21 protein-coding genes and 2 pseudogenes are annotated in these 20,269 nt (G+C 35.5%); 4 read left to right on the forward strand and 19 right to left on the reverse strand.

What is annotated here, in order from left to right; translation table 11 throughout:
- Positions 1-675: 675 nt before the first annotated feature.
- The gene (locus LN736_RS16270) at positions 676-1,311 is read right to left on the reverse strand and encodes a DUF4829 domain-containing protein (RefSeq protein WP_229982000.1); all 636 of its coding nucleotides are present in this window, start codon (positions 1,309-1,311) and stop codon (positions 676-678) included.
- Positions 1,312-1,338: 27 nt separating this feature from the next.
- A complete protein-coding gene (locus LN736_RS16275; protein ID WP_229982001.1) occupies positions 1,339-1,707 on the reverse strand; it encodes a BlaI/MecI/CopY family transcriptional regulator in 369 nt (122 codons plus the stop codon).
- 406 nt (positions 1,708-2,113) lie between these two features.
- Here LN736_RS16275 and LN736_RS16280 point away from each other — a divergent pair, with 406 nt between their 5' ends.
- Both LN736_RS16280 and LN736_RS16285 read left to right on the forward strand, forming a co-directional pair.
- Positions 2,114-2,737, forward strand: coding sequence for a TetR/AcrR family transcriptional regulator (locus tag LN736_RS16280; protein WP_229982002.1), 624 nt, complete (start codon positions 2,114-2,116; stop codon positions 2,735-2,737).
- A 26-nt stretch (positions 2,738-2,763) separates the two neighbouring features.
- Complete coding sequence (locus LN736_RS16285) at positions 2,764-5,130, forward strand: PEP/pyruvate-binding domain-containing protein (protein WP_229982003.1); 2,367 nt, start codon at positions 2,764-2,766, stop codon at positions 5,128-5,130.
- Positions 5,131-5,303: 173 nt separating this feature from the next.
- Here the strand turns inward: LN736_RS16285 and LN736_RS16290 are convergent, their stop codons facing one another.
- The 4 genes and pseudogenes from LN736_RS16290 to LN736_RS16305 all read right to left on the reverse strand — a co-directional run bounded on the left by LN736_RS16290 (position 5,304) and on the right by LN736_RS16305 (position 7,381).
- The gene (locus LN736_RS16290) at positions 5,304-5,777 is read right to left on the reverse strand and encodes a DUF3888 domain-containing protein (RefSeq protein WP_150357769.1); all 474 of its coding nucleotides are present in this window, start codon (positions 5,775-5,777) and stop codon (positions 5,304-5,306) included.
- Positions 5,778-5,902: 125 nt separating this feature from the next.
- Positions 5,903-6,514: pseudogene (locus LN736_RS16295) on the reverse strand (undecaprenyl-diphosphate phosphatase); the annotation flags it as partial.
- Positions 6,495-6,878 (reverse strand): alpha/beta fold hydrolase, encoded by a 384-nt coding sequence (locus tag LN736_RS16300; RefSeq protein WP_229982004.1) that lies wholly within the window; start codon positions 6,876-6,878, stop codon positions 6,495-6,497. The pseudogene LN736_RS16295 and the gene LN736_RS16300, both read right to left, overlap by 20 nt.
- Before the next feature lie 77 nt (positions 6,879-6,955).
- Positions 6,956-7,381: a GNAT family N-acetyltransferase gene (locus LN736_RS16305; protein WP_229982005.1), complete on the reverse strand. Its 426-nt coding sequence runs from the start codon at positions 7,379-7,381 to the stop codon at positions 6,956-6,958.
- A 226-nt stretch (positions 7,382-7,607) separates the two neighbouring features.
- On the opposite strand from LN736_RS16305, the gene LN736_RS16310 reads away from it, so the two are divergent.
- Positions 7,608-7,931 (forward strand): SGNH/GDSL hydrolase family protein, encoded by a 324-nt coding sequence (locus tag LN736_RS16310; RefSeq protein WP_150357764.1) that lies wholly within the window; start codon positions 7,608-7,610, stop codon positions 7,929-7,931.
- 115 nt (positions 7,932-8,046) lie between these two features.
- Here the strand turns inward: LN736_RS16310 and LN736_RS16315 are convergent, their stop codons facing one another.
- Positions 8,047-8,862 carry a MerR family transcriptional regulator gene (locus LN736_RS16315; RefSeq protein ID WP_229982006.1) on the reverse strand — a complete coding sequence of 272 codons (816 nt, stop codon included), beginning with the start codon at positions 8,860-8,862 and terminating at the stop codon, positions 8,047-8,049.
- Positions 8,863-9,081: 219 nt separating this feature from the next.
- Positions 9,082-10,014, reverse strand: a complete 933-nt coding sequence (locus LN736_RS16320) for a D-alanyl-D-alanine carboxypeptidase family protein (protein WP_229982007.1) — start codon at positions 10,012-10,014, stop codon at positions 9,082-9,084.
- A 238-nt stretch (positions 10,015-10,252) separates the two neighbouring features.
- Between LN736_RS16320 and LN736_RS16325 the strand changes: the two genes are divergently transcribed.
- Entirely contained in the window at positions 10,253-10,957 is a 705-nt protein-coding gene (locus LN736_RS16325) for a VanZ family protein (protein WP_229982008.1), read from the forward strand.
- On the opposite strand, the gene vanS is transcribed toward LN736_RS16325, so the two are convergent.
- The 11 genes and pseudogenes from vanS to LN736_RS16380 all read right to left on the reverse strand — a co-directional run bounded on the left by vanS (position 10,947) and on the right by LN736_RS16380 (position 20,205).
- Complete coding sequence (gene vanS / locus LN736_RS16330; RefSeq protein WP_378062355.1) at positions 10,947-12,092, reverse strand: vancomycin resistance histidine kinase VanS; 1,146 nt, start codon at positions 12,090-12,092, stop codon at positions 10,947-10,949. The two genes, LN736_RS16325 and vanS, sit on opposite strands and share 11 nt — an antisense overlap.
- Complete coding sequence (gene vanR / locus LN736_RS16335) at positions 12,070-12,768, reverse strand: VanR-ABDEGLN family response regulator transcription factor (protein WP_150357754.1); 699 nt, start codon at positions 12,766-12,768, stop codon at positions 12,070-12,072. Before vanR ends, vanS begins: the two co-directional genes overlap by 23 nt.
- A gap of 119 nt (positions 12,769-12,887) precedes the next feature.
- Complete coding sequence (locus LN736_RS16340; RefSeq protein WP_229982009.1) at positions 12,888-13,019, reverse strand: GNAT family N-acetyltransferase; 132 nt, start codon at positions 13,017-13,019, stop codon at positions 12,888-12,890.
- A 25-nt stretch (positions 13,020-13,044) separates the two neighbouring features.
- Complete coding sequence (locus tag LN736_RS16345) at positions 13,045-13,251, reverse strand: hypothetical protein (RefSeq protein ID WP_150357752.1); 207 nt, start codon at positions 13,249-13,251, stop codon at positions 13,045-13,047.
- Between the two features lie 398 nt (positions 13,252-13,649).
- Positions 13,650-14,039 (reverse strand): VOC family protein, encoded by a 390-nt coding sequence (locus LN736_RS16350; RefSeq protein WP_150357750.1) that lies wholly within the window; start codon positions 14,037-14,039, stop codon positions 13,650-13,652.
- Between the two features lie 18 nt (positions 14,040-14,057).
- A pseudogene (locus LN736_RS16355) lies at positions 14,058-14,270 on the reverse strand (hypothetical protein).
- A 75-nt stretch (positions 14,271-14,345) separates the two neighbouring features.
- A complete protein-coding gene (locus tag LN736_RS16360) occupies positions 14,346-14,576 on the reverse strand; it encodes a hypothetical protein (RefSeq protein WP_229982010.1) in 231 nt (76 codons plus the stop codon).
- Positions 14,577-15,233: 657 nt separating this feature from the next.
- The gene (locus tag LN736_RS16365) at positions 15,234-15,833 is read right to left on the reverse strand and encodes a DUF2971 domain-containing protein (RefSeq protein ID WP_229982011.1); all 600 of its coding nucleotides are present in this window, start codon (positions 15,831-15,833) and stop codon (positions 15,234-15,236) included.
- A 64-nt stretch (positions 15,834-15,897) separates the two neighbouring features.
- Positions 15,898-16,380, reverse strand: a complete 483-nt coding sequence (locus LN736_RS16370) for a GNAT family N-acetyltransferase (RefSeq protein WP_150357746.1) — start codon at positions 16,378-16,380, stop codon at positions 15,898-15,900.
- A 320-nt stretch (positions 16,381-16,700) separates the two neighbouring features.
- Complete coding sequence (locus LN736_RS16375) at positions 16,701-18,431, reverse strand: ABC transporter ATP-binding protein (protein WP_229982017.1); 1,731 nt, start codon at positions 18,429-18,431, stop codon at positions 16,701-16,703.
- Positions 18,424-20,205, reverse strand: a complete 1,782-nt coding sequence (locus tag LN736_RS16380; protein ID WP_229982012.1) for an ABC transporter ATP-binding protein — start codon at positions 20,203-20,205, stop codon at positions 18,424-18,426. Before LN736_RS16380 ends, LN736_RS16375 begins: the two co-directional genes overlap by 8 nt.
- Positions 20,206-20,269: the final 64 nt, after the last annotated feature.

Genomic DNA, 20,269 nt, shown 5'->3' on the forward strand with positions numbered 1-20,269 from the left:
AGAGCCATTCTTAAATATAAGAACAGCTCTAAACACAGTAATAATGAAATATCTATTACTGCGGATAGTGATAAAGAAAATAACTCAAAAAACTAAAATGCACCCATTCCACTAAGTGCATTTTAGCTAACTAACAAACATTAATTTTACTTAAAACCGTAACGGCTTCTTAAGATATATTATATCTACTTTGTATCTATATTATACCACAATAATTTTATTTTTAAATACATCTCATGTTAAAGTTCAACTTTAGAAAATGTCTCATTTCTATAAAAAGTAAATTGGTTTAAATACGCCTTATGATAAAGTTTAGTTACGCAATAATATAACAAAAATAATCTAAATAAATAATACTCTAAATAAGTAACTTCATTGTTTCTAAGTTGTTTAACAATAATCTTATTAACTTATTCAGGATAAAAAAATAAACACCCGGCATTAACCAAATGCTTATTTTCCCCTCTAAGTATTTTACTTAGGACATATACTATTATATATGTAAATTATTACCAAATCAAGTGTTTATTACTATTTTTTAATTAAGGAAATGTTTTTGCTCTATAATCAAAAGGGTTATACAAGTATGCGAACAATAAAATTTTGGCATTAAATAATTTTTAAAATATGTATCAGCACCATTCGTAAAGCGTGTGGTGCTGATGCATAATATACTTATCCTTCTCCTCCATCATCAATCAACCAGGGTGAATTTTTATCTTTTCTAACAAGAATGATCCATTTTTCATATGTTCCACTATCTTCAGGTCCGATTCCATCCTTTTTATATTTAACTGTGTAATTGACTTTATAAATTTTTACATTCTCTGCTTTTGCACCATTTATTATTCCCCTGCCATATTTCATATACCCTTCTTTCTCTGATGGACTTGTATCTTCCACTATGCTGTTAAGTTTAATAGATTTAAGATTTTCATCTAATGACGGCCCGCGAAGCCATTCTGTGTGTGTTGAATTCACCCCTTTTACGTTTTTTTCATTATAATATCCAAAATAATTTTTTATTACCTGCTCCGGTTGAAGCAATTGGCCTTTAGCAGTTATTATATTGCTGCTTTTATTCATGTCTTTTTTAAAAACAATATTAAAACCTACCAATGATATTACAGTTATTACCACAATCAGCACTGCCAATATTATACCCCTTTTTTTCTCTTTCATATTCAACATATTCTCCAGTCTCCCCTTTAATATTTTCTTATTATTAAATCCTGTAATCAGCAGTAAGATATTGTATATCATATCACTTCTTTTATAATGCATGAGCTCATGTTTTAAAATAAACTCCATTTCTCCGATATCATATGAAACCCTTCATCACCTGCTTTTAATCCAATGATCCAGTTCATCCAGATCATCATCGGTAATATCATTGTCCTCATGCAGCGTAGTAATAAAACTTTTTAAAGAGCCTTTATGAAATTTACGGAAAAATTCTCTGGTTTCAAATTTACGATATTCCTCTTCAGTCACAAGGGTTGTATAATAGGTTCTCCTTTTCCCTTTTGCTGCAGTTATAAATTTCTTCTTTGCCAAACGGGACAAAAGAGTCAGTATGGTTGTGTTTTTCCAGCCTTTTTTCTTTTCCATAATACCCACAATTTGCTTGGAAGATATTGGATTCTGGCTGTTCCAGACAGCCTCCATAACTTCCAGCTCGGATTCAGAAATCTTTATAATTGACAATATAAGTCGCCTGCACAGTATCAATTTTACATTTGTAGAATATATTTGTAAAGATTTTTTATTCCCTGAAAATATTGTAAATATGACAAATAAGTATAAATTATTAAGTCCGCTTTTTTATCAAGTGATTCTTAGGTTCAGATGGAGTTTGCTAATAAGGAATACTTTACTCCACCTGAACCTTAGCAGAACTTATCCAGGCGCATAGCGGTGCTTATCTCCCACTTTGAGAAAAGCAGATGTCCCAAATCTTTGATTTGATAACAGTCGCTTTCACAGAGTGTGCTGGGAGTATTAGCACTGGTAGCGTTCGGATAAAAAACTATAGACTATTTTGGTCGACAATGCTATAATGTTTTATAGACCAATCAGGTCGATTAAATAAATTGAATTAGGAGGCCGTCAGATGTTTGAAAAGTTTCATGCATTGGAACCTGATAAACAAAATAGAATACTCAATGCAGCAATGAAGGAGTTTAACTTGAGGGGTTACAAGAACGCATCCACCAACAATATAGTAAAAGAGGCCAGTATAGGCAAGGGAATGTTATTTCATTACTTTCACAGTAAAAAAGATCTGTATTTATATCTATACGATTATTCAGTAGAAACTTTGATGAATGAGTTTTATGGGAAAATAGCTCTGAGTGAAAGAGACATCTTAAAAAGGCTGAGGCAGGTGATTGTCATGGAATTTGCCTTGATAAACAAATATCCGGATATGCTTGACTTTGTAAAGTCCTCATACTTCGAGGAAGCAGAGGAAGTGAAAGATGAGCTGGATATAAGAAACAGGAATTATATTGCCAATGGAAGCAGTAAAGTGCTGCAGGATGTGGATGTTTCCAGATTTAAAGCTAATGTAGATAAGGACAGGGCTGTTCATGTAATTATGTGGACTCTGGAAGGCATTTCAGCAAGAGAGCGGGAAAAATTAAAAGTTTCCTCCCTGAATGAATTGAATTATGATGATTTGCTCGTGGAACTTGACAGCTATCTGGACTTGTTCAGAAGCACTTTTTATAAATAAACAATGCGAAAGGAACTTGTATAATTATGAGTAATATGATAAGAAGTTTCAAAAATCTGACTCCTGAGGAAAGGCCGCTTGCAGGCGGCAAAGGTGCAATGCTTTCAAAAATGTATCAGGATGAGTATCCGGTGCCGGAGGGATTTGTGGTTTTACCCTCTGCTTTCCATGAAAATAAACTTAGAGATGAGGCCTGGAGTGAAATACAGAGTCTGCTGAAACAAATCAGAGATAAAAATGCAGGCTGCCTGTTTGCAGTGAGGTCCTCCGCATTAAGTGAAGACTCTGCAGCAGCTTCCTTTGCAGGAGAATTTGAAACTGTTTTAAATAGAAATACAGATGAGGAAATAAAGGAAGCTATCTATAAAGTGTTTCAATCAAAGGAATCATACAGAGTAAAAGCTTATACCTCTGTACAAGGCATGGACCAGTCCCATCAAATTGCAGTAGTTATCATGCTGATGGTTCCATCTGAGATATCCGGCGTATTATTTACTGCAGATCCAATTACCGGAAGCCACGAAAGCATGTCCGGTAATTATGTATACGGGCTGGGAGAACAGCTTGTATCCGGAGAATCCAATGCATATCCCTTTAAATTATTCAGGCCAAAGGGAAAATACGAAGGGCCGAAGGATTTTAAAAAATATTCTTCAAAATTATTCAGATATGCCTCCAGACTGGTAAAAGACATGAGATGTCAGCAGGATATTGAATGGGCAGTTTCCAAAGGCAGACTGTATATACTGCAGGCAAGGCCAATTACCACGCTGAAAGCATATAATCTGGACACCTATGAGATGAATGCCTCTTTGGACGGGGATTATCTATGGACAAATACCAATGTAGGTGAAGCCATGTCTGATGTTTTTACTCCCTTAAGCTGGTCTGTAATAAGAACACTTGATGAGGAACAATCAATCATTCCAAATTATTATCTGTTTTCAGGCAATATATGCGGAAGAATGTACTCCAATGTCAATGTGGCGTTGTCCATGTATAAGGCATTTGGCAGAGATTATAAACCGGTGCTCAAAAAAATGAACTATATATTTGGAAAAACCACAAAGAACATGGATATTCCCGTATATCCCTTTTCAGGTTTGCAATTATTAAAGGTTATGCTTCCAAGAATAGGACATATGTTAAAATGCTCAAGAAAAATTTCAAGATCAATACCTCTCTATATAAAAGATACACCTGCATGGTGCAGAAATATGAAAAAACGTATAGAACAGGTAAATGACGGGAATGAATTACTTGAATTATGGAAAGAAGAACTCTGGCCCTACAACTGTAAAATATTATTGGCGGGCCGCTATGCACCCAGAAAAAAAATAATGGCCCTGTTCAAGCTCAATGAAAAACTTCCAGAGCTTTTGGGAAAAGAAGCTGCAGATGCTTTGCTTTCCAGTTTAGGCGGCAATTCCAGCCTTGAAAGCCTGGGGCCTGTTGTTGGAATTTCAAAAATAATCAAGGGAGAAATGACCAAAGAAGAATACATGTTGAAATATGGTCACAGGAGCCCTCATGAATTTGAATTATCCATACCGGATCCATCAGAGGATAAAATGTGGCTTGAAAAACAGATAGAAGAAAATAAAAGAACGGGAGTGGATGCGGAAAGCCTGCTGAAAAATCAGGAAAAACAATATATCCTGGAAATGAAAAGATTAAAGAAGAATTTTCCATCTAAGTATGCTCAAATAAAAAAGCAGATTGAAGAGGCCTATGAGGGAAGTTACATCAGAGAGGCACTGCGTTCGGAATGGACCAGGGTATTCAGGGTCAACAGGACTTTTGCACTTAAAGCCGGCCAGATGACAGGTATTGGCAATGACGTCTTCTTCCTGTATATTCATGAAATCCTTGATTTACTGACAGGAGACAGATCAGCTCTGGAGCACATACCTGCAAGGCAAAAAAATTACGACAGCTACAGAGCTCTGCCTGCCCTTCCGTCCATTATCAGAGGTCGCATAGATCCTTATAAATGGGCCAAAAATCCAGATAGAAGAGTGGATTATTACGATTTTACCTCACCTGCTGATACAATGAGTTCAAATTTTGAAACACTGAAAGGTTTCCCGGGAGCTGCAGGCAAAATTGAAGGTCCGGTTCGAATTCTTAAGGATCCGGAAGACAGCGGTCTGTTCCAGCCAGGTGAAATATTGGTAGCATCAACCACCAATATAGGGTGGACTCCCATATTTCCGAAAGCCGAAGCTATCATTACGGATATAGGTGCACCATTATCCCATGCAGCAATTGTAGCCAGAGAACTCGGTATTCCGGCAGTTGTTGGATGCGGCAGCGCCACTTCAAAACTTAAAACCGGTGATAAAGTTTTGGTTGACGGAAGTCGTGGAGAAATTCAGATTTTAGATAAATAACTGCATGTAAATATAATCAGATTTTCCGGACTTGCCTGACATACAATTACAGAAGTATAGAAAAATATAGTTCAAGGCAAAAGGCAATCAGCTTTATTCTGCTTAAAAGAAGTGCTACATTGAACCTGCTGAAAAACAGTCAATATAACACTTCTTTAATGAAGATTTTTACATTATGGCAGCTTCTTTTTTATAATATCTTGATAGTATGATGGTAATTCATAATTTCTGATATGCTCAAATTTTTCAACTTTAACTCTGCCTGTTGAATTTATTTTAATAGTAATATAATCAAGTCCTACATCAAGGTGTGGACCAACATAGGGATGAAGTTCTAATTTCACACAAAAATCAACTGTTTCATTCCCACCCAGTCTATCTATGCTCAATACAGAAATATCATAAGGTGCTATTACAGGAGATACTGATAAATATTCTTTATAGTAATTATCCACTGCATTCTGTAAAATAGGCAGTAATAGCGTCACAAGCATATCCTGATATAATTTCTCTTTTGAATTTTGAAGTGCAATACAATGTTCTCTCAATCCAAATTTAACATAATTATATGAAGCAGCCTTAATATTTAACGGAATATAGAAAATTATCAACAACGCTAAAAATAAAGTGTACAGTGACTTTTTCAAACCTATCACCTCAACAAGGGCTTTTTTAATAGACTGTCATTATTTCAAAGCAATTATACAATAGTCTGATATTTCATATTATCTGCTCATTTAATTACTAAACTTTTTAAAGCAAAATTACCCCGCTAATGAAATATCCCTGTAAATCCTGCAGCTAATACCACCACTGCAAATATCATTCTATACACTGCGAATATTCTCATAGGTTTCCTTTTCAAATAAAGTATAAACTTGTTGACTACTATCAAAGCCACTAAAAATGATACCAGAAATCCTACAGCAAGAAATATTATTTCCATAGATGTAAGGTTTGCCATACCGCCAATCTTCAATATCTCCAGGGCGCTCATCCCCACCATAACCGGAATTGCCAGGAAAAAGGAGAATTCCGCAGCAGCAACTGTAGAAAGCCCCGATACCCATCCGCCTATAATTGTTGAAGCCGAACGGGACATTCCCGGAATTATGGCCAGGCATTGAAATGTGCCAATTATCAGGGCCTGTTTTGCTGTAACATTCAATCCACTGTCTCCGACACTTTTATTCCTGAATTTATTCTCAGCATATATCATCCATATACCGCCTAAAAACAAAGTCACTGCCACAGATACCGGTGTGAAAAGGTATTTGTCTGCCAGATCATCCAGCAGCAGCTGACAGATAACTCCAGGAATGCAGGCAATAAATATGACAAACCAGAATTTGAATCCGGATTTTTCATAGCCCACCTTCTGCGGAAGAACAAACTGACAACGTGGATACCCACATAGAATTTACACTAGAATTTTCATTGACAACTTCATCAAATATTCCATTTACAAAATCCTCTTCCTTATAGGTTCCAAATTCATAACTTGATGAGCCACGGCTGCTTTTATCCAAATTAGCTTCACTGAGAATGATTGTTTCGATATTCTCCCTGCATTTATTGGCAAGTTCAAGTGCAACAGGCCCGCCCAAGCTATGTGCAAAAACAATTTCGGGATAATCAAATGATCCGGCACAGCCCAGGCCATGAATAAATAATATTGGCGTATCTTCACCAGGTAAGTCGTGATACCTGATCTTGCTGTTCATATTGTCTACTATGTATTCTTTCATATAAAAGATCCTCCTATTAAATATAAATACTTAAAATCTTCTTAAGCATTAAGCAGATTGGAAATTTACAAGCTTTATTATTCATCATATTTTATCCACATATTCATACCAGCGCCATCGTTTTCATTGGGACGTTTGATAAAACCAAGCTTTTCATAAAATGGTTCTTTGCCTTTAGCTGATATTAATACAATTTTAATTTTCCATTCTGATTTAAGTTGAGATTTTAAAAACAATATTAATTCTCCAACCATTTTCTTGCCGATTCCGAATCCTTGATGTGATGGTAATACCATCACATCAGCTAAATAGGCAATATATCCACCATCCCAAAGGATTCTGGCGCTGCCAATTATTTTATTTTTTTCATAGCAACTAACCACCATCCTTGAACGGTTAATGCCAGCTTGAGCCTGCTCTTTATTTAAAGTGTCCCAACCTACCGCATCTCTGAGTCTATTATAATCATCAACACTAATTCCATTTTTATATGAAAAGTCCATTTTATCATCTCCATCACAAATTACTAATTTGTCTACATTTTATTTAAATAATCTTTACTACACATTTAAGTACTATAGGTAGATTATAGCATTATATACAATAACCTGCCCCACTGAATAATTTTTTTATATAGCCAAATTTTAAGAAATCACTTACCCACCTATATTATGACTTACCTTTAGCGACTCAATACCATTTGAAAAATCCAGCATAACACCCATACTTATGACACTTCCTCCCCTGGATTACAAAAGATATTTCAAGTGGATTACGAGAGGAGACGAGACAGCTGAAAAAAATGTTTTAAAATGGCTTGGATCGGAAGAGAAAATTTACAATTGGCACAAAACGTACAGTGAAATGATCACAGAGGTGGCTCATAGGACAAAAACTGCTTTGATTGACGTGAGATCGGAAATTCTCAAACAAGATGACTACAATAGATTTTTGTGTATAGACGGTATTCATCCTAATTTAGATGGACATTCCCTGATTGCCAGTGTAATACTCAATTTTCTTAAAGACAATTACAGCTTTTTATTGATTTAATCAATTTAATACTGCTGGATTAATCAAAAAACTGGTTTCTATATTTTGAAAGAAACCAGTTTATATTTCTATATGGGCAAAATTCACCCAAACTCAAGAATCAATTTGACAGCTTTTATTCCTTGCCTATTGGAAAATAAACTTCCGTTATAAATTCATCGGGGCTGCATTTAGATTCGGGACCCTTTATATATTCATCATGGGGGGCTCCAATTATTTTGTAGGAATTTTTGTCAATCCAGTCTAGGATTTCCCTGTAGGATTCACCAATTTCACTATAGGGACCTATAAAGGTGGTATGGCAGTATAGGCCTCCTTTTAGAATTCTTGTTGATATTTGGGGCGTTTTCAATTCTCTGTCCACAGGTATGCAGATCTCTATGTCCGCATTATTTGGATCAAAGTCTTCATCATAGTACAGAGTCATTATGTTTCCCTTAATGGATAAGTTGTTACTGGAGACAGCTTCGAAGACTTTACCGATTAAATTTCCTATATTGTCCATTAAAATAGTATCTCTCAGACTCAAAACTCTTGTGTCCTTTAAGGTATCTATTGAAATATTGAAATTTCGCTTTGAATTCATTATATCTTCACCTTTCTCTAATTTATTTAAAGAATCTTTTAATTCAAGCAGAATATTCTTGGAAGACTGTATTTGAAATTCAATTTCATGTATCTGCTTTGACAATAGTATGGTCAAAGTGATATTGGTACTGTCTTCCATAATTTGTTTTATCTGATTTGATGAAAATCTGTATCTTCTGAGTTTATTTATTTTCAATATATCCTTTACCTGGTGCTTTTCATAATATCTGTATTGATTTTCAGGGTTGATAAAGCTTGGCTTTATCAATCCCAGGGTATCGTAATACCTGAGCATCCTGGTGGAAATTCTTCCAATTTTCGAAAATTGACCTATATTATACATAGAATCCTCCTAAATCTTATTCCTCTTCGAAGCGGTTAATTATATATTAAACTTTCACATAATGTCAAAGTCAATAGATTTTTGTAATTTTCTTATAAAAAGCTGACCTTCTGAGTTTATTGAAAAAAATGAACTCAATAAATTTGAAGTACAGGACTTAATTCAATATTTTGAGTGTACTTTTGAGCTGAGCCGATATGGAAAACTATTTAGAACTTATTATTTTCCCATACTGTTGTATACAGCCAATGCATCGGTAATATTATATTGTTCCGAAGGGTGATCCCCTCTGGCACCAGCTGAAATCAGAATATATTCTTGTCTTCCCACCTTGGCGAGACTGGCGAGACATAGGCCAGCTTCATCGGTATATCCGGTTTTTCCTCCTAAAATTTTCCCGTCAATAATATCTTGATTTTTGAGCTCTTCAAACATGGTACTGTAAAAGGTTATCCCGTCGGAATGCCTATTGGTAGGTGGTGTGGAATGACTGGAGGAAGTAAAAATCTCCCTGAAAGTATCATTCTGCAATGCATAGCTTAAAAGGACAGCCAGATCCTTCACTGTTGTGTAGTGGTTCCCATCATGAAGTCCGGTGGTATTTTCAAAATGAGTATTGTCCATACCAAGATCTGCCGCCTTTTGATTCATGATTTTTACAAAATTCTGCTCTGATCCCGCAATTTGATCTGCAAGCCCGATACAGGACTCCGCACCGCTTGGCAGCATTACTCCGTATAACAGATCCACTGCCCTGACCTGCTCACCAGGCCGAAAACCTGCCATTGATGCACCTGCCCCGTACAACCTCTGAAATGTGGAGTTGGTAAGTCTTATTTCCTCATTAAGATCAGGTAAGTTTTCTATTGCAACAATAGCTGTCATAATTTTAGTCAAGGAAGCAGGATAGATTTTTTCTTCGCTGTTTTTCTGCATCAGGATAGCATGATCTTTTAGACGGATCAGAATTACATTGCTGCTGTTCAGCTTATTAGGAGATATGGAGACAGTTGAATCTGGATCCACCTTGAAAATATGTTGGCTTTCTGGGGTGATGATGGCTTTATAAACATCAGAGGCAATAACAGCTATCAGTAAAAATATTATAAATATGCATATTATTGAGTTTCCATTTTTTACCTTTTGCATCATATAAAACAGCTCCTTATTCTGTACTGATATTATTTAACCACAGAAAAAAGAGCCATGTTGGAATTCTATCTTATGAATTTCTTAAGATTTTCTTATGACGGTAGCTGTATGTTCATGGCTGTAAAAATAGGAATAGAACTTATTAAGGAGGAAATCACCATATCTTAAGGTTTTATTAAGACATTTCTTTTTTTAATATGCTATTATAAACGAGTTAATTACAACGGAGGTGAATTTAATGTTTATTATTATGATCTCGATTACATGTTTTATTGGTACTTTGCCATTCTTGATTCCATACTACATGCTGCTTACTTCTCAAAGCAAAAAGATTGGCTGTAAACTGTCAATTGAACATTTCATAATGGTATATATCTTTGTGTACTACCTTACTGCTGTGCTGAGTTTTACTGGTATTCCTTCCATAAGTGATATTGTTCATAACAGCTCTGGAGTAATAACCTCAAAGGGGTTGAATCTTTCGCCCTATGAGGTTAATCTGATTCCATTTCTCTGGATTACAGAGGGTGCTCGTCCATATATAGAAAACATATTGCTTTTTATACCCCTTGGATTTATGCTTCCATGTATCTGGAAAAAGTATGAAGTGTTATGGATAACAGTACTATCCGGTATTACATTCTCTCTTGCAATAGAATTGAGCCAGCTGTTCAATAGAAGAATAACGGATATTGATGATTTACTGATGAATACTATAGGAGCGTTGATGGGATGGGTAATTTTCAAGCTACTGAAAGAACATTTGTCAAAATTGCAGGACAGGGCTTCTGCCCAAAGTACCAGTATGGAAAAAATTCCATTGCTCCTTGATACAGAGGAATGCTTTTATATGGCCAGCGCATTTGCCGGTATGCTCTTTGTGTTTCACCCATTTTTAGTACCTTTACTGCAATTGGTATTTAAAATTAGAATTAATGTATAAGTGGAAGCACCACAGTAAAGACTGTGTTTTCTGTATTACTTTGCACGAAAATATTGCCTCCATGGGCGTTTACTATTTCTTTGGCAATAGCCAGCCCAAGTCCCGCACCACCTGTATTGGTAGAACGGGATGTGTCCAGCCGAAAAAATTTCTCAAATATAGTCTCCAGTTTTTCCTGAGGGATAGGATTACCTTGATTGGTAAAAGTTATAACAATATTTTTGTCCTTCCGTTCAGCAGAAATGTCAATGACGCTGTTTTCATAGCTGTAGGCTATTGCATTTTTCAGAATGTTATTGAACACGCGGGCCAGTTTGTCTGCGTCTCCCCACAGAGTGAGGCTGTCAGGTACATTGACAGACACCTGTTTTCCCTGTGGAGTCAGTATTGGATAGAATTCGTCCGCCATCTGCTGGAGCATGAACAGTAAGTTGATTTTTCCTTTATTCAAAACAATAGCTTGAAGATTAAATCTTGTGATCTCAAAAAACTCATTTATAAGCTGTTCTAGTCGATAAGCTTTTTCCAATGTGATACCCACATATTTTGCCTTCTGTTCAGGAGGCATATCAGGAGCTTCATCCAGAAGACTTAAGTAGCCTATAACGGAGGTCAGAGGTGTTTTTATATCATGAGCCAGATAAACTACCAGATTATTTTTGCGCTGCTCCGCATCAAGAGCAGCTTTCTTTTGCTTTTCCAGGTTGCTTTTTATCTGATTAAGCTTATTTTCCATAAAATCCAATTCCGGCGATAATGTAATTTCTTCATCGGATTCCTCAGTAAGCTTATCCATTTCAGTACTTATTTCATCGAAATATTTGGTGAACCATGAAACAGAAAACCGAAAAAGGATAACTAAAAATATTAGAATTGCAACAAAAAGAATCATTTCCATATTGTTGCGGATCACCAGCTGATAGATTTCCTGTGCATCCGAATTTTCAAAATGAAAAGTGATGACTAAATATTGAACGATACGATCTCCGATCTGTCCGCGAAGGATATGACGCAGTAGATAAACAGTCACAGCGGCGGCAGCTGTAATCAGAAGCATTTGAAAAAATACTTTCTTTTTCAATTTCGAATAATCATTTCTTCGTTTATGTATCTTACTTTTCAATTTTATAGCCAACCCCCCATACCGTTTTGATATATTTAGGATGCTCTGCGCTGTCCTGCATTTTTTCCCTTAAATGCCTGATATGAACCATTACAGTATTATTGCTGTTGGTGAAATACTTATCTCCCCATACCTTATGGAACAATTCATCTGAACTCACCACCCGTCCGCGTTTGGAGCAAAGGACCCAGAGGATTGAAAACTCTGTAGGAGTGAGAGACAGCTTTTTTTCATTCAGCGTACATTCATGGGTATCCATGTCCAGTACTAGGCCGGAAAAGGCAATCAAGTGTTCTTTCTGGTTTGGCTCTGCAGAATTATATCTGGTAAATCTCCTGAGCTGCGCCTTGACACGGGCAACAAGCTCCAGAGGGCGAAAGGGTTTTGTTATATAATCATCTGCACCTAATGTCAATCCGGTAATTTTATCAATTTCCTCTTCTTTAGCAGTCAGCATGATAACAGGAAAATTATGATTTTTCCTGATTTTCCGGCAGAGAGTAAAGCCATCAATATCCGGCAGCATGATATCAAGTATCGCAAGCTCTAACCGTTCCGACTCAACACACCGGATAGCATCTTGGCCGTTATAAAATTTGTATATTGTAAAACCTTCATTTTTTAAATAAACTTCAATTAAGTCCGCTATGGACTTCTCGTCGTCTACAACCAAAATATTGATACTCATAGGTTCTGTCCTTTCTTCCTGATTAAACATTTATTATTATAGTACTGCAAAACAAAAATTTACATCATAATAATTTTCTTATAATTTTTCAAACAAATTGGATTTTACCTTTCGGGCATTTATTCTAAAACCATTTGAATATGTGGAATTCCATCTTCTAAAAACTCCTCTGATACTTGCTTAAATCCTGCTTTTTCATAAAATTCCTTTGCGTAAGATTGAGCCTCTATTTTTATTCTATCTGCATTCATCCTCTCTTTTGCAACCTTTATACCCTTAATCAATTCTATTAAAAATTACTGTCCGTTCCTTAAGAGAAATCTTCCCAACTTGATATCCATATTGAGTTAGCTCCTTTTTATATCTTAAAAAAGAATGATCCATCTCAATTCCTGCTATATCATGTATTTCATCGAAAGATAATTTCATTGACGGGCTGCCATTCCTTTGGATGTATTCCCATAAAGCTGTATATTTACTCATAACATTTCGCTCCTTTGTCAATTGAGTAATTCGCTTTAATTTAATATAGTGAATTAATTCTTACTTAATGCCCTCTATTTCAGATTTGAATTTATTCTCCCAGTTCTTTTCTTAAATCTTCTATATAACGCGATTGCTGTCTTTTTAGATAAAAACCTGCAAATAAATTCATTATAGGATTATTTACTGATATCTCTTCTGTAAATTTAACCTGCGTACCATCATTAACAGGACTAAAAACCCCAATCCAATGACCATTCATATTTACTGTTACTTACAACTACTTCCCACACTATTTTAACATCTGCTTTAAATGCAGCAGTAATTGTTGATTTTCTCATAGTATACATTCTCCCTGATAAATTACTAATCTATAATACCCAACGTTAAATTGGGATTTATTTATTAAATGAACCAATCTCAATAAGATTGCCCTCTGGATCTGCAATATAACATGTCCTTTGACCCCAAGGTTCTGTTGTCGGTTTCATCACTGAGTCTACTCCTTTAGAAATGATATTTTCATATACTAAATCCACATCCTCATGTTTAGGAACACTTAAAGCAATCTCATAATGACCATTTATACCATTAGCATAATTGAATCGTTTATTCGTCATTTTTTCAAAATCATTTCTTCCGTAAAACATAAACAATATTCCATCTTTTTTTAACATTACATTTGGTTCTTTTCCATCCCAATGAATTTCAAATCCAAGGATATTTTTATAAAACTCAACCATGATTCTCATATTACTAACAAATATTCCAATACCATCCAATTTCATTTTAATCTTCCTTTCAAGTCACTTTTTCTTTTTTAATTTTGGAGTAGGAAGTTCTTCATACATCTCCATAATCAGTTGATATAGGAGCTCTTTATTATCAACATTCTCAACCAAAAGCATTGCTTTTGCAACATCATAAGGTTATTCTCCCATCATTTTTCTAAAAGAAATATCATCCAGTAAATCTAATTGTCCAATAATAAAATCTAAATATTCCTGACTAGAAGCCATATCTTACTCCTTTGCAAACTTACTATTTATATCACTCAGCCTTAAATTATTCTTATTTATCATATAAAAATCAAGTTACTTTTCATCTATTTTTACTCTTAACATTTTATTCTTAACTTTTACTGCATATTTTAATTCATATGCTGGTACACCATTATTAATTGTTTTTACAATTCCATCCATTTCCTTTTTTATCTTTTCTTCATTAACATACCAGACAAGTACAATTGATTTTTCTCTCCAAAATGCCCCGTTATTAATACCAAGTAACCAATATTTAGGTTCATCATTTTTTGCCTTATACATTACACGTGACGCTAAAACTTTATAAAAATCGATTTTCCATCATACGATTTAATTATGATTTTTCCTGTTGTTACAATTACATTATTAGATAAAGTTTTGTTATTTTCAGTGTTATTTATCTCACCTAGCATTAAATAATCTTTATTTCTCATTTTAACAATAATGTGTCATAAAACTGTATCGGCTAATCTCAATTAAGGTATAATACCAAATCCCATAACAATTAATATACAGTATATAAATAAAATTATATTCCCACCAAACCCTACCTTGGACAAAACTCTACCAACCTTATTTTCTTGTATATTTGAAGGTTTGATATAGCCTATACCTAATACCCAGTAAACAAATAATAGAAATAAATTCAAACTACTTAAAACCATTATTGGCAGCCATTCAGAATCGCTTATTCTTAATTTCACCATCCAGGCATATATGCTAAAAATAAGTAATAAGCATGATAAAATAACTAAAGTGGTTCTAACAAATTTAATGATCTTTTTAATAATAACACCTCCTAAAATTCATATTTTTTCTTTTTTGGTTGGTGTATAATAAATTACTTTTGCGTATCAACTACTAATAAAACCATTTTAATCTCATTTCCCAAATTACTATTTATAATATTCAACATTAAATTGGAATTTGTAATTACCACTATCTATAACTTGATTTTGACTCTATAACATCTTTCTCCACACCTAATAATTTCTTTAGAATATGCTTTATATCATTTTTGCTTAATAAACATTTCGGTCCTATACATATTTCTTCTATAGAATCAGGATCAAAATCTAGTTTCACAAACTCTGTGATATTATTACTTTCAATAACCCTAAAATCATGTTTTAATTCTATTGATTTCCATTTTTCTTGAAATGCACCATGGCTATCAACTATTTTTAGCTTTTCTAAATCAAACCCAATAGAAACCCCTTTTCCGCCTTCTGCATATGCTCTCCATTGACTTAATATATCTGATTCTTTTGAAAAGCAACAAATATATATGCTCATCTGTCCCTTAGAATTTAGACACTTTACTAATTCCTCAAAAGTGAAATCTATATTTGAGCGCATTTTCATCATATTGAAAACTGATTCAAATTCATTCTCATTGCTTTTCTCATCGTTCAGTCTATCCAGATACCACTTTATTTCTAAATTATCATTCATTTTCAATGGATCTGAAAGATAAATTTGTTTACTTTTTAAAATGTTCAAAAACGTGCTCAAAGAGCAATAGTAATAGCCTATCATAAAATACCTCCATTACAAATTACTATTTTATAAATGCTAGGCTTTAAATTAGAAATTTATCAACTTAAAAAGTCAAACGCATATCATACCAAACTGCTCCGCCATGTGTTGATTCTGAAATCCCTTCATTTTTAAAACCAAATTTTGCATAGTAGTGCAGCAGTTTTTCTTTGCAGGTAAGCACTAACCCCTTACGTCCCTGCGTCCTGGCATCGGCAATAACCTTATCGATTATTTTTTCTGCACAACCTTGTCTGCGATACTCGGGGATAGTATTTACACCAAAAATCATCTGCCACTGACCATTTTCATCATGTAAACTGGCATCTTCAAACATCTCATCGCATAATTTTGATTCATTTGTCACCATTCCATTTACAAAGCCAACTAGTCTTCCATCATCCTCCAAAAGCCAAAAATGATTAGGATACACAATTAATCTCTTTTTAAAATCGCTTTCTGAAGCAGCTTCCGCTGCCGGGAAGCATATTGACTCAACAGCAGTAATGGCTTGTAGATCTTCAATGGTTGCAAGTCTTATATTCATATTTATTAACCCCTTTATTTATTACAATTACTATTTGTCTACATATTGTTCAAATATTTTTTACTACACATTTAAGTGCTATAGGTAGATTATATCATTTTATACAATATCCTGTACCTTTGAATAGCTTTTTTTACATATATTAAAGATATTAAAAAGCCTTAATCACTGGCAAAACAGCAATTAAAGCTTTTTAGTTCTTTAGATATAAAAATAAATTTTTCCGGATTTTATCATTTCCATATACCCAATTATAGAAATAGATGACATACAAAAATCAAATGAGCAGGTAAAATACAAAAAAACAAAATTATATACCATTATAATTTCCATGAAGCAGCCTCCATCTGTATCTTAGCCATATGCCTGTATATCCCATCTTTTCCGGCCAGCTCTCCTGGCGCACCCTGTTCAGCTACAATGCCATTTTCCAATACTACAATTTTGTCAACACCTGCTACCGCTCTCATTCTATGCGCAATGACAAGTACCGTTTTGTTTTTAATAAGCCTGGATAATGATTCCTGTATCATAGTTTCATTTTCAACATCCAGTGAAGCTGTGGCTTCATCCAGCAGTATAATAGGTGCATCCTTCAAAAATGCCCTGGCAATAGATATCCTCTGACGCTCACCGCCGGAAAGCTCAGAACCATTCTCACCAATTACAGTATTCCACCCCTGCGGCAGTTTCTCCACAAACTCACTGCAATGAGCCAGCCTTGCGGCCTGTATGACTTCTTCATCCGAGGCATCTTTTCGGCCAATACGGATATTCTCCATAATAGAATTATTAAATAGTGTGACATCCTGAAAAACAACAGCATATAGAGACATGAGAGTTTCGGGATCGATTTTTGAAATGTCCATACCGCCCACAGTAATTTTCCCTCTGCTGACATCCCAGAATCGCAGAGCCAATCTTGATACAGTGGTTTTTCCACCTCCGGAGGGGCCAATCAGTGCAGTAACTTCCCCCTGTCTGGTAGTGAATGATACATCTTTCAATACAATTTCACTGCCATTATAGGCAAATGCAACATGATCAAATACGATATCACAACCTTTATTTGTAAGTTCTTTCGATCCCGTCTGTATTTCATGTCCAAGAATTTCATCCATACGCTGGCACTGGATATCGGCGGAAATAATTGCTGCCAGATTCTGCAGTGACATCTGCAGAGGATCGTATAATCTTGATACCAAAAGCAAAAACATAAAGAAGGTCAAAACATCCAGGCTTCCATCTACAAGAAGTATTCCACCAACCAATGCAACTGTGGCAATTCCAAGTTTTAGAACCATCTGTGCAGCTACAACAAAAACAGCAGTTCCAAGTTCTGTAATAATTGCACGCTTCTCAACAGCTTTAATTTTTATATCGAGCTCATTCATATATGCCCTTTCCGCATTGTTTGCCTTAAGATCCCTCAAAGATTCCAGGCATTCCTGAATTCCATCTGCGCAATCCATCTTTACCTTCATCTGTTTTTTTCCCAAACTGTGCTGTACTCTTGATGAAAAAAGGACAATTATAAAGGAAACAGGAAGCACCCACAGTGCTGCAATGGCCATACGCCAGTCAAAGAAAAACAAGCTCAGTGCAATGATAAAAGTTGAAATAATGGAACCGGCAAGTTCCGGTATCCAGTGAGATGATGCTGTTTCCAATGTGGAACAATCTGCCATAATGGTACTTGTCAAATCCGATAAATCCTTCTTCCCGAAGAAAGAAAGTGGAAGCTTCCGCAATTTCTCAGCAAGTGATATTCTCCTGACACCACTCTCCAGATATGTTGCAAAAAATGTTGAATTATATTGAAAATACGTTGCTGCAAATATAAGTACAAGACACACTGCAATTCCAAATACATAAAGTGAAATATGACCATCACCAATATTTTTATCCATCAAATCATAAACCAGATAATAAAGAAGACCTACAGGCAGTATAAGTACAATATTTGATAATGTACATGCAGCAAATGCTTTTATCATATCTTCTGCGCCTTTTTCAGAAAGGGCATATTTATGCCGCAGTCTTTCAGCCAATGTCATTTTGCACACCAACCTTCCATTTTACAGCACTGTTATACTCCCTCCACATATTTGAGTATAATCCTTGCTGCCCTATTAATTCAGAATGACTTCCGGATTCACATATTTCCCCGTTTTTCATTACATAAATGCGATCCGCCCTCATTACGGTGGACAACCTATGTGCTATCATAATTACCGTTCTTCCCTTTGACAAAGCAGAAAAGGCAGCTTGAACCTTGGATTCATTGTCGGGATCGGCAAATGCTGTTGCCTCATCAAGTATAAGAATTGGTGCATTTTTAAGCATTGCCCTTGCAATGGAAATACGCTGCTCTTCTCCACCTGAAAGATAATTTCCATTTGTTCCAATTATGGTGTCTATTCCATCTGAAAGTTTTCCTATAATATCGTCACACCTGGCATCCTTCAAGGCCTTAAGCACTTCCACTCGTGTTGCATCCGGCCTGGAAAGACGGACATTTTCAAAAATTGACATTTTTAAAAGTTTGCTGTTTTGAAAAACAAAAGAAACATTATCCATCAATTCTTCTTTGGATATATTTTTTACATTCACCCCGCCTATGGTAATCCTGCCGCTGTCAACATCCCAGAAACGCGGTATTAAACTTGCCAGGGTTGTTTTTCCGCCGCCGGAGGGACCTACAAAAGCCACATGCTGCCCGGAGGCAATGTGGAGTGAAACATGGTTCAGTGCATTTTCCTCTGCACCTTTATAACGAAATGACACGTCATAAAACGCAACCGAATTGTCCTGCGGATGTTCATGTTCTTCACTGTCATGCAATGGTTCCATCTTCATTATGCTGCCAATTCTCTCCATTGCATCCTGAACAATCATAATATTTTCACTGGAGTACATAATCTTGTTCAAAGTAACTGTTATAACAGGTGTGATGATTATATAGAACAGCAGATTCAACAGGAACTCTCCCGTGACCCCATCCGCTGTAAAAAATAAGGCCGCCGATATCAGCACTGCAAAAACAGCATTAATAGCTGTGGTGTAAAATATCATGGGCAGACGCAAATCTTTTGTATAGGAAATTACCCATTTCTGATAATTATCAATTGATGCCTTAAATCGCTTAAAGGAAAAAACAGATTGTCCAAATGTTTTTAATACCGATATCCCCCTCACGTATTCAACCGCCTCATTTGACATTTGCTCCAAGGAATTCTGATATTCCTTCATTTTTTGCTTCATTCTGCTTCCAGTCATTACAGACATAATTCCAAAAGCAATTACAACTGGTATCAAGCTCAGAATACCAAGCCGCCAGTCAAATACTAAAAGCATTGCGAGAAGACCAACAGGTGCAGCCATGGCACCTGCACGATCAGGCAATTGGTGGGCCAGATAAGTTTCCGTAGCTGCACTGGACTCATTTACAATTCTCCTTATCTTTCCGCTTCCAATATCATCCATAAATCCTAAAGGCAGTGTACTGATATGGCGCATGGCCTTCGATCTTATATTTGCCTGAACCCGAAATGCGGCAATATGGGAGCATAGTAAAGCAGCTACATAAATAAGTATGGACAGGGCAGAAAAAATTACAGCCATCCAGCCATACTGCACCAGGTTTTGGGAATAAGTAAAACCCGTGGCAGCTTTCAGAACCTCCCTGATAATCCTCCATATATATATAAATGGTATCAGCGCCACAAGTGCACTTGCTGCAGACAATACCCAGGAGGCCATTGTCAGGTATCTGAATTTCCCTGCATATTCAAATAGAGCTGACATAATAGATCTTTTCTCCATTTCAAATTCTCCTTTCCTGCAATTCTTGAAGTACATTCCCCGTTACACAATTTATTCTAATTTA

This window comes from Clostridium aromativorans (genome assembly GCF_020908015.1).
In the GTDB taxonomy this organism is placed as follows: Bacteria; Bacillota; Clostridia; order Clostridiales; family Clostridiaceae; genus Clostridium_B; species Clostridium_B aromativorans.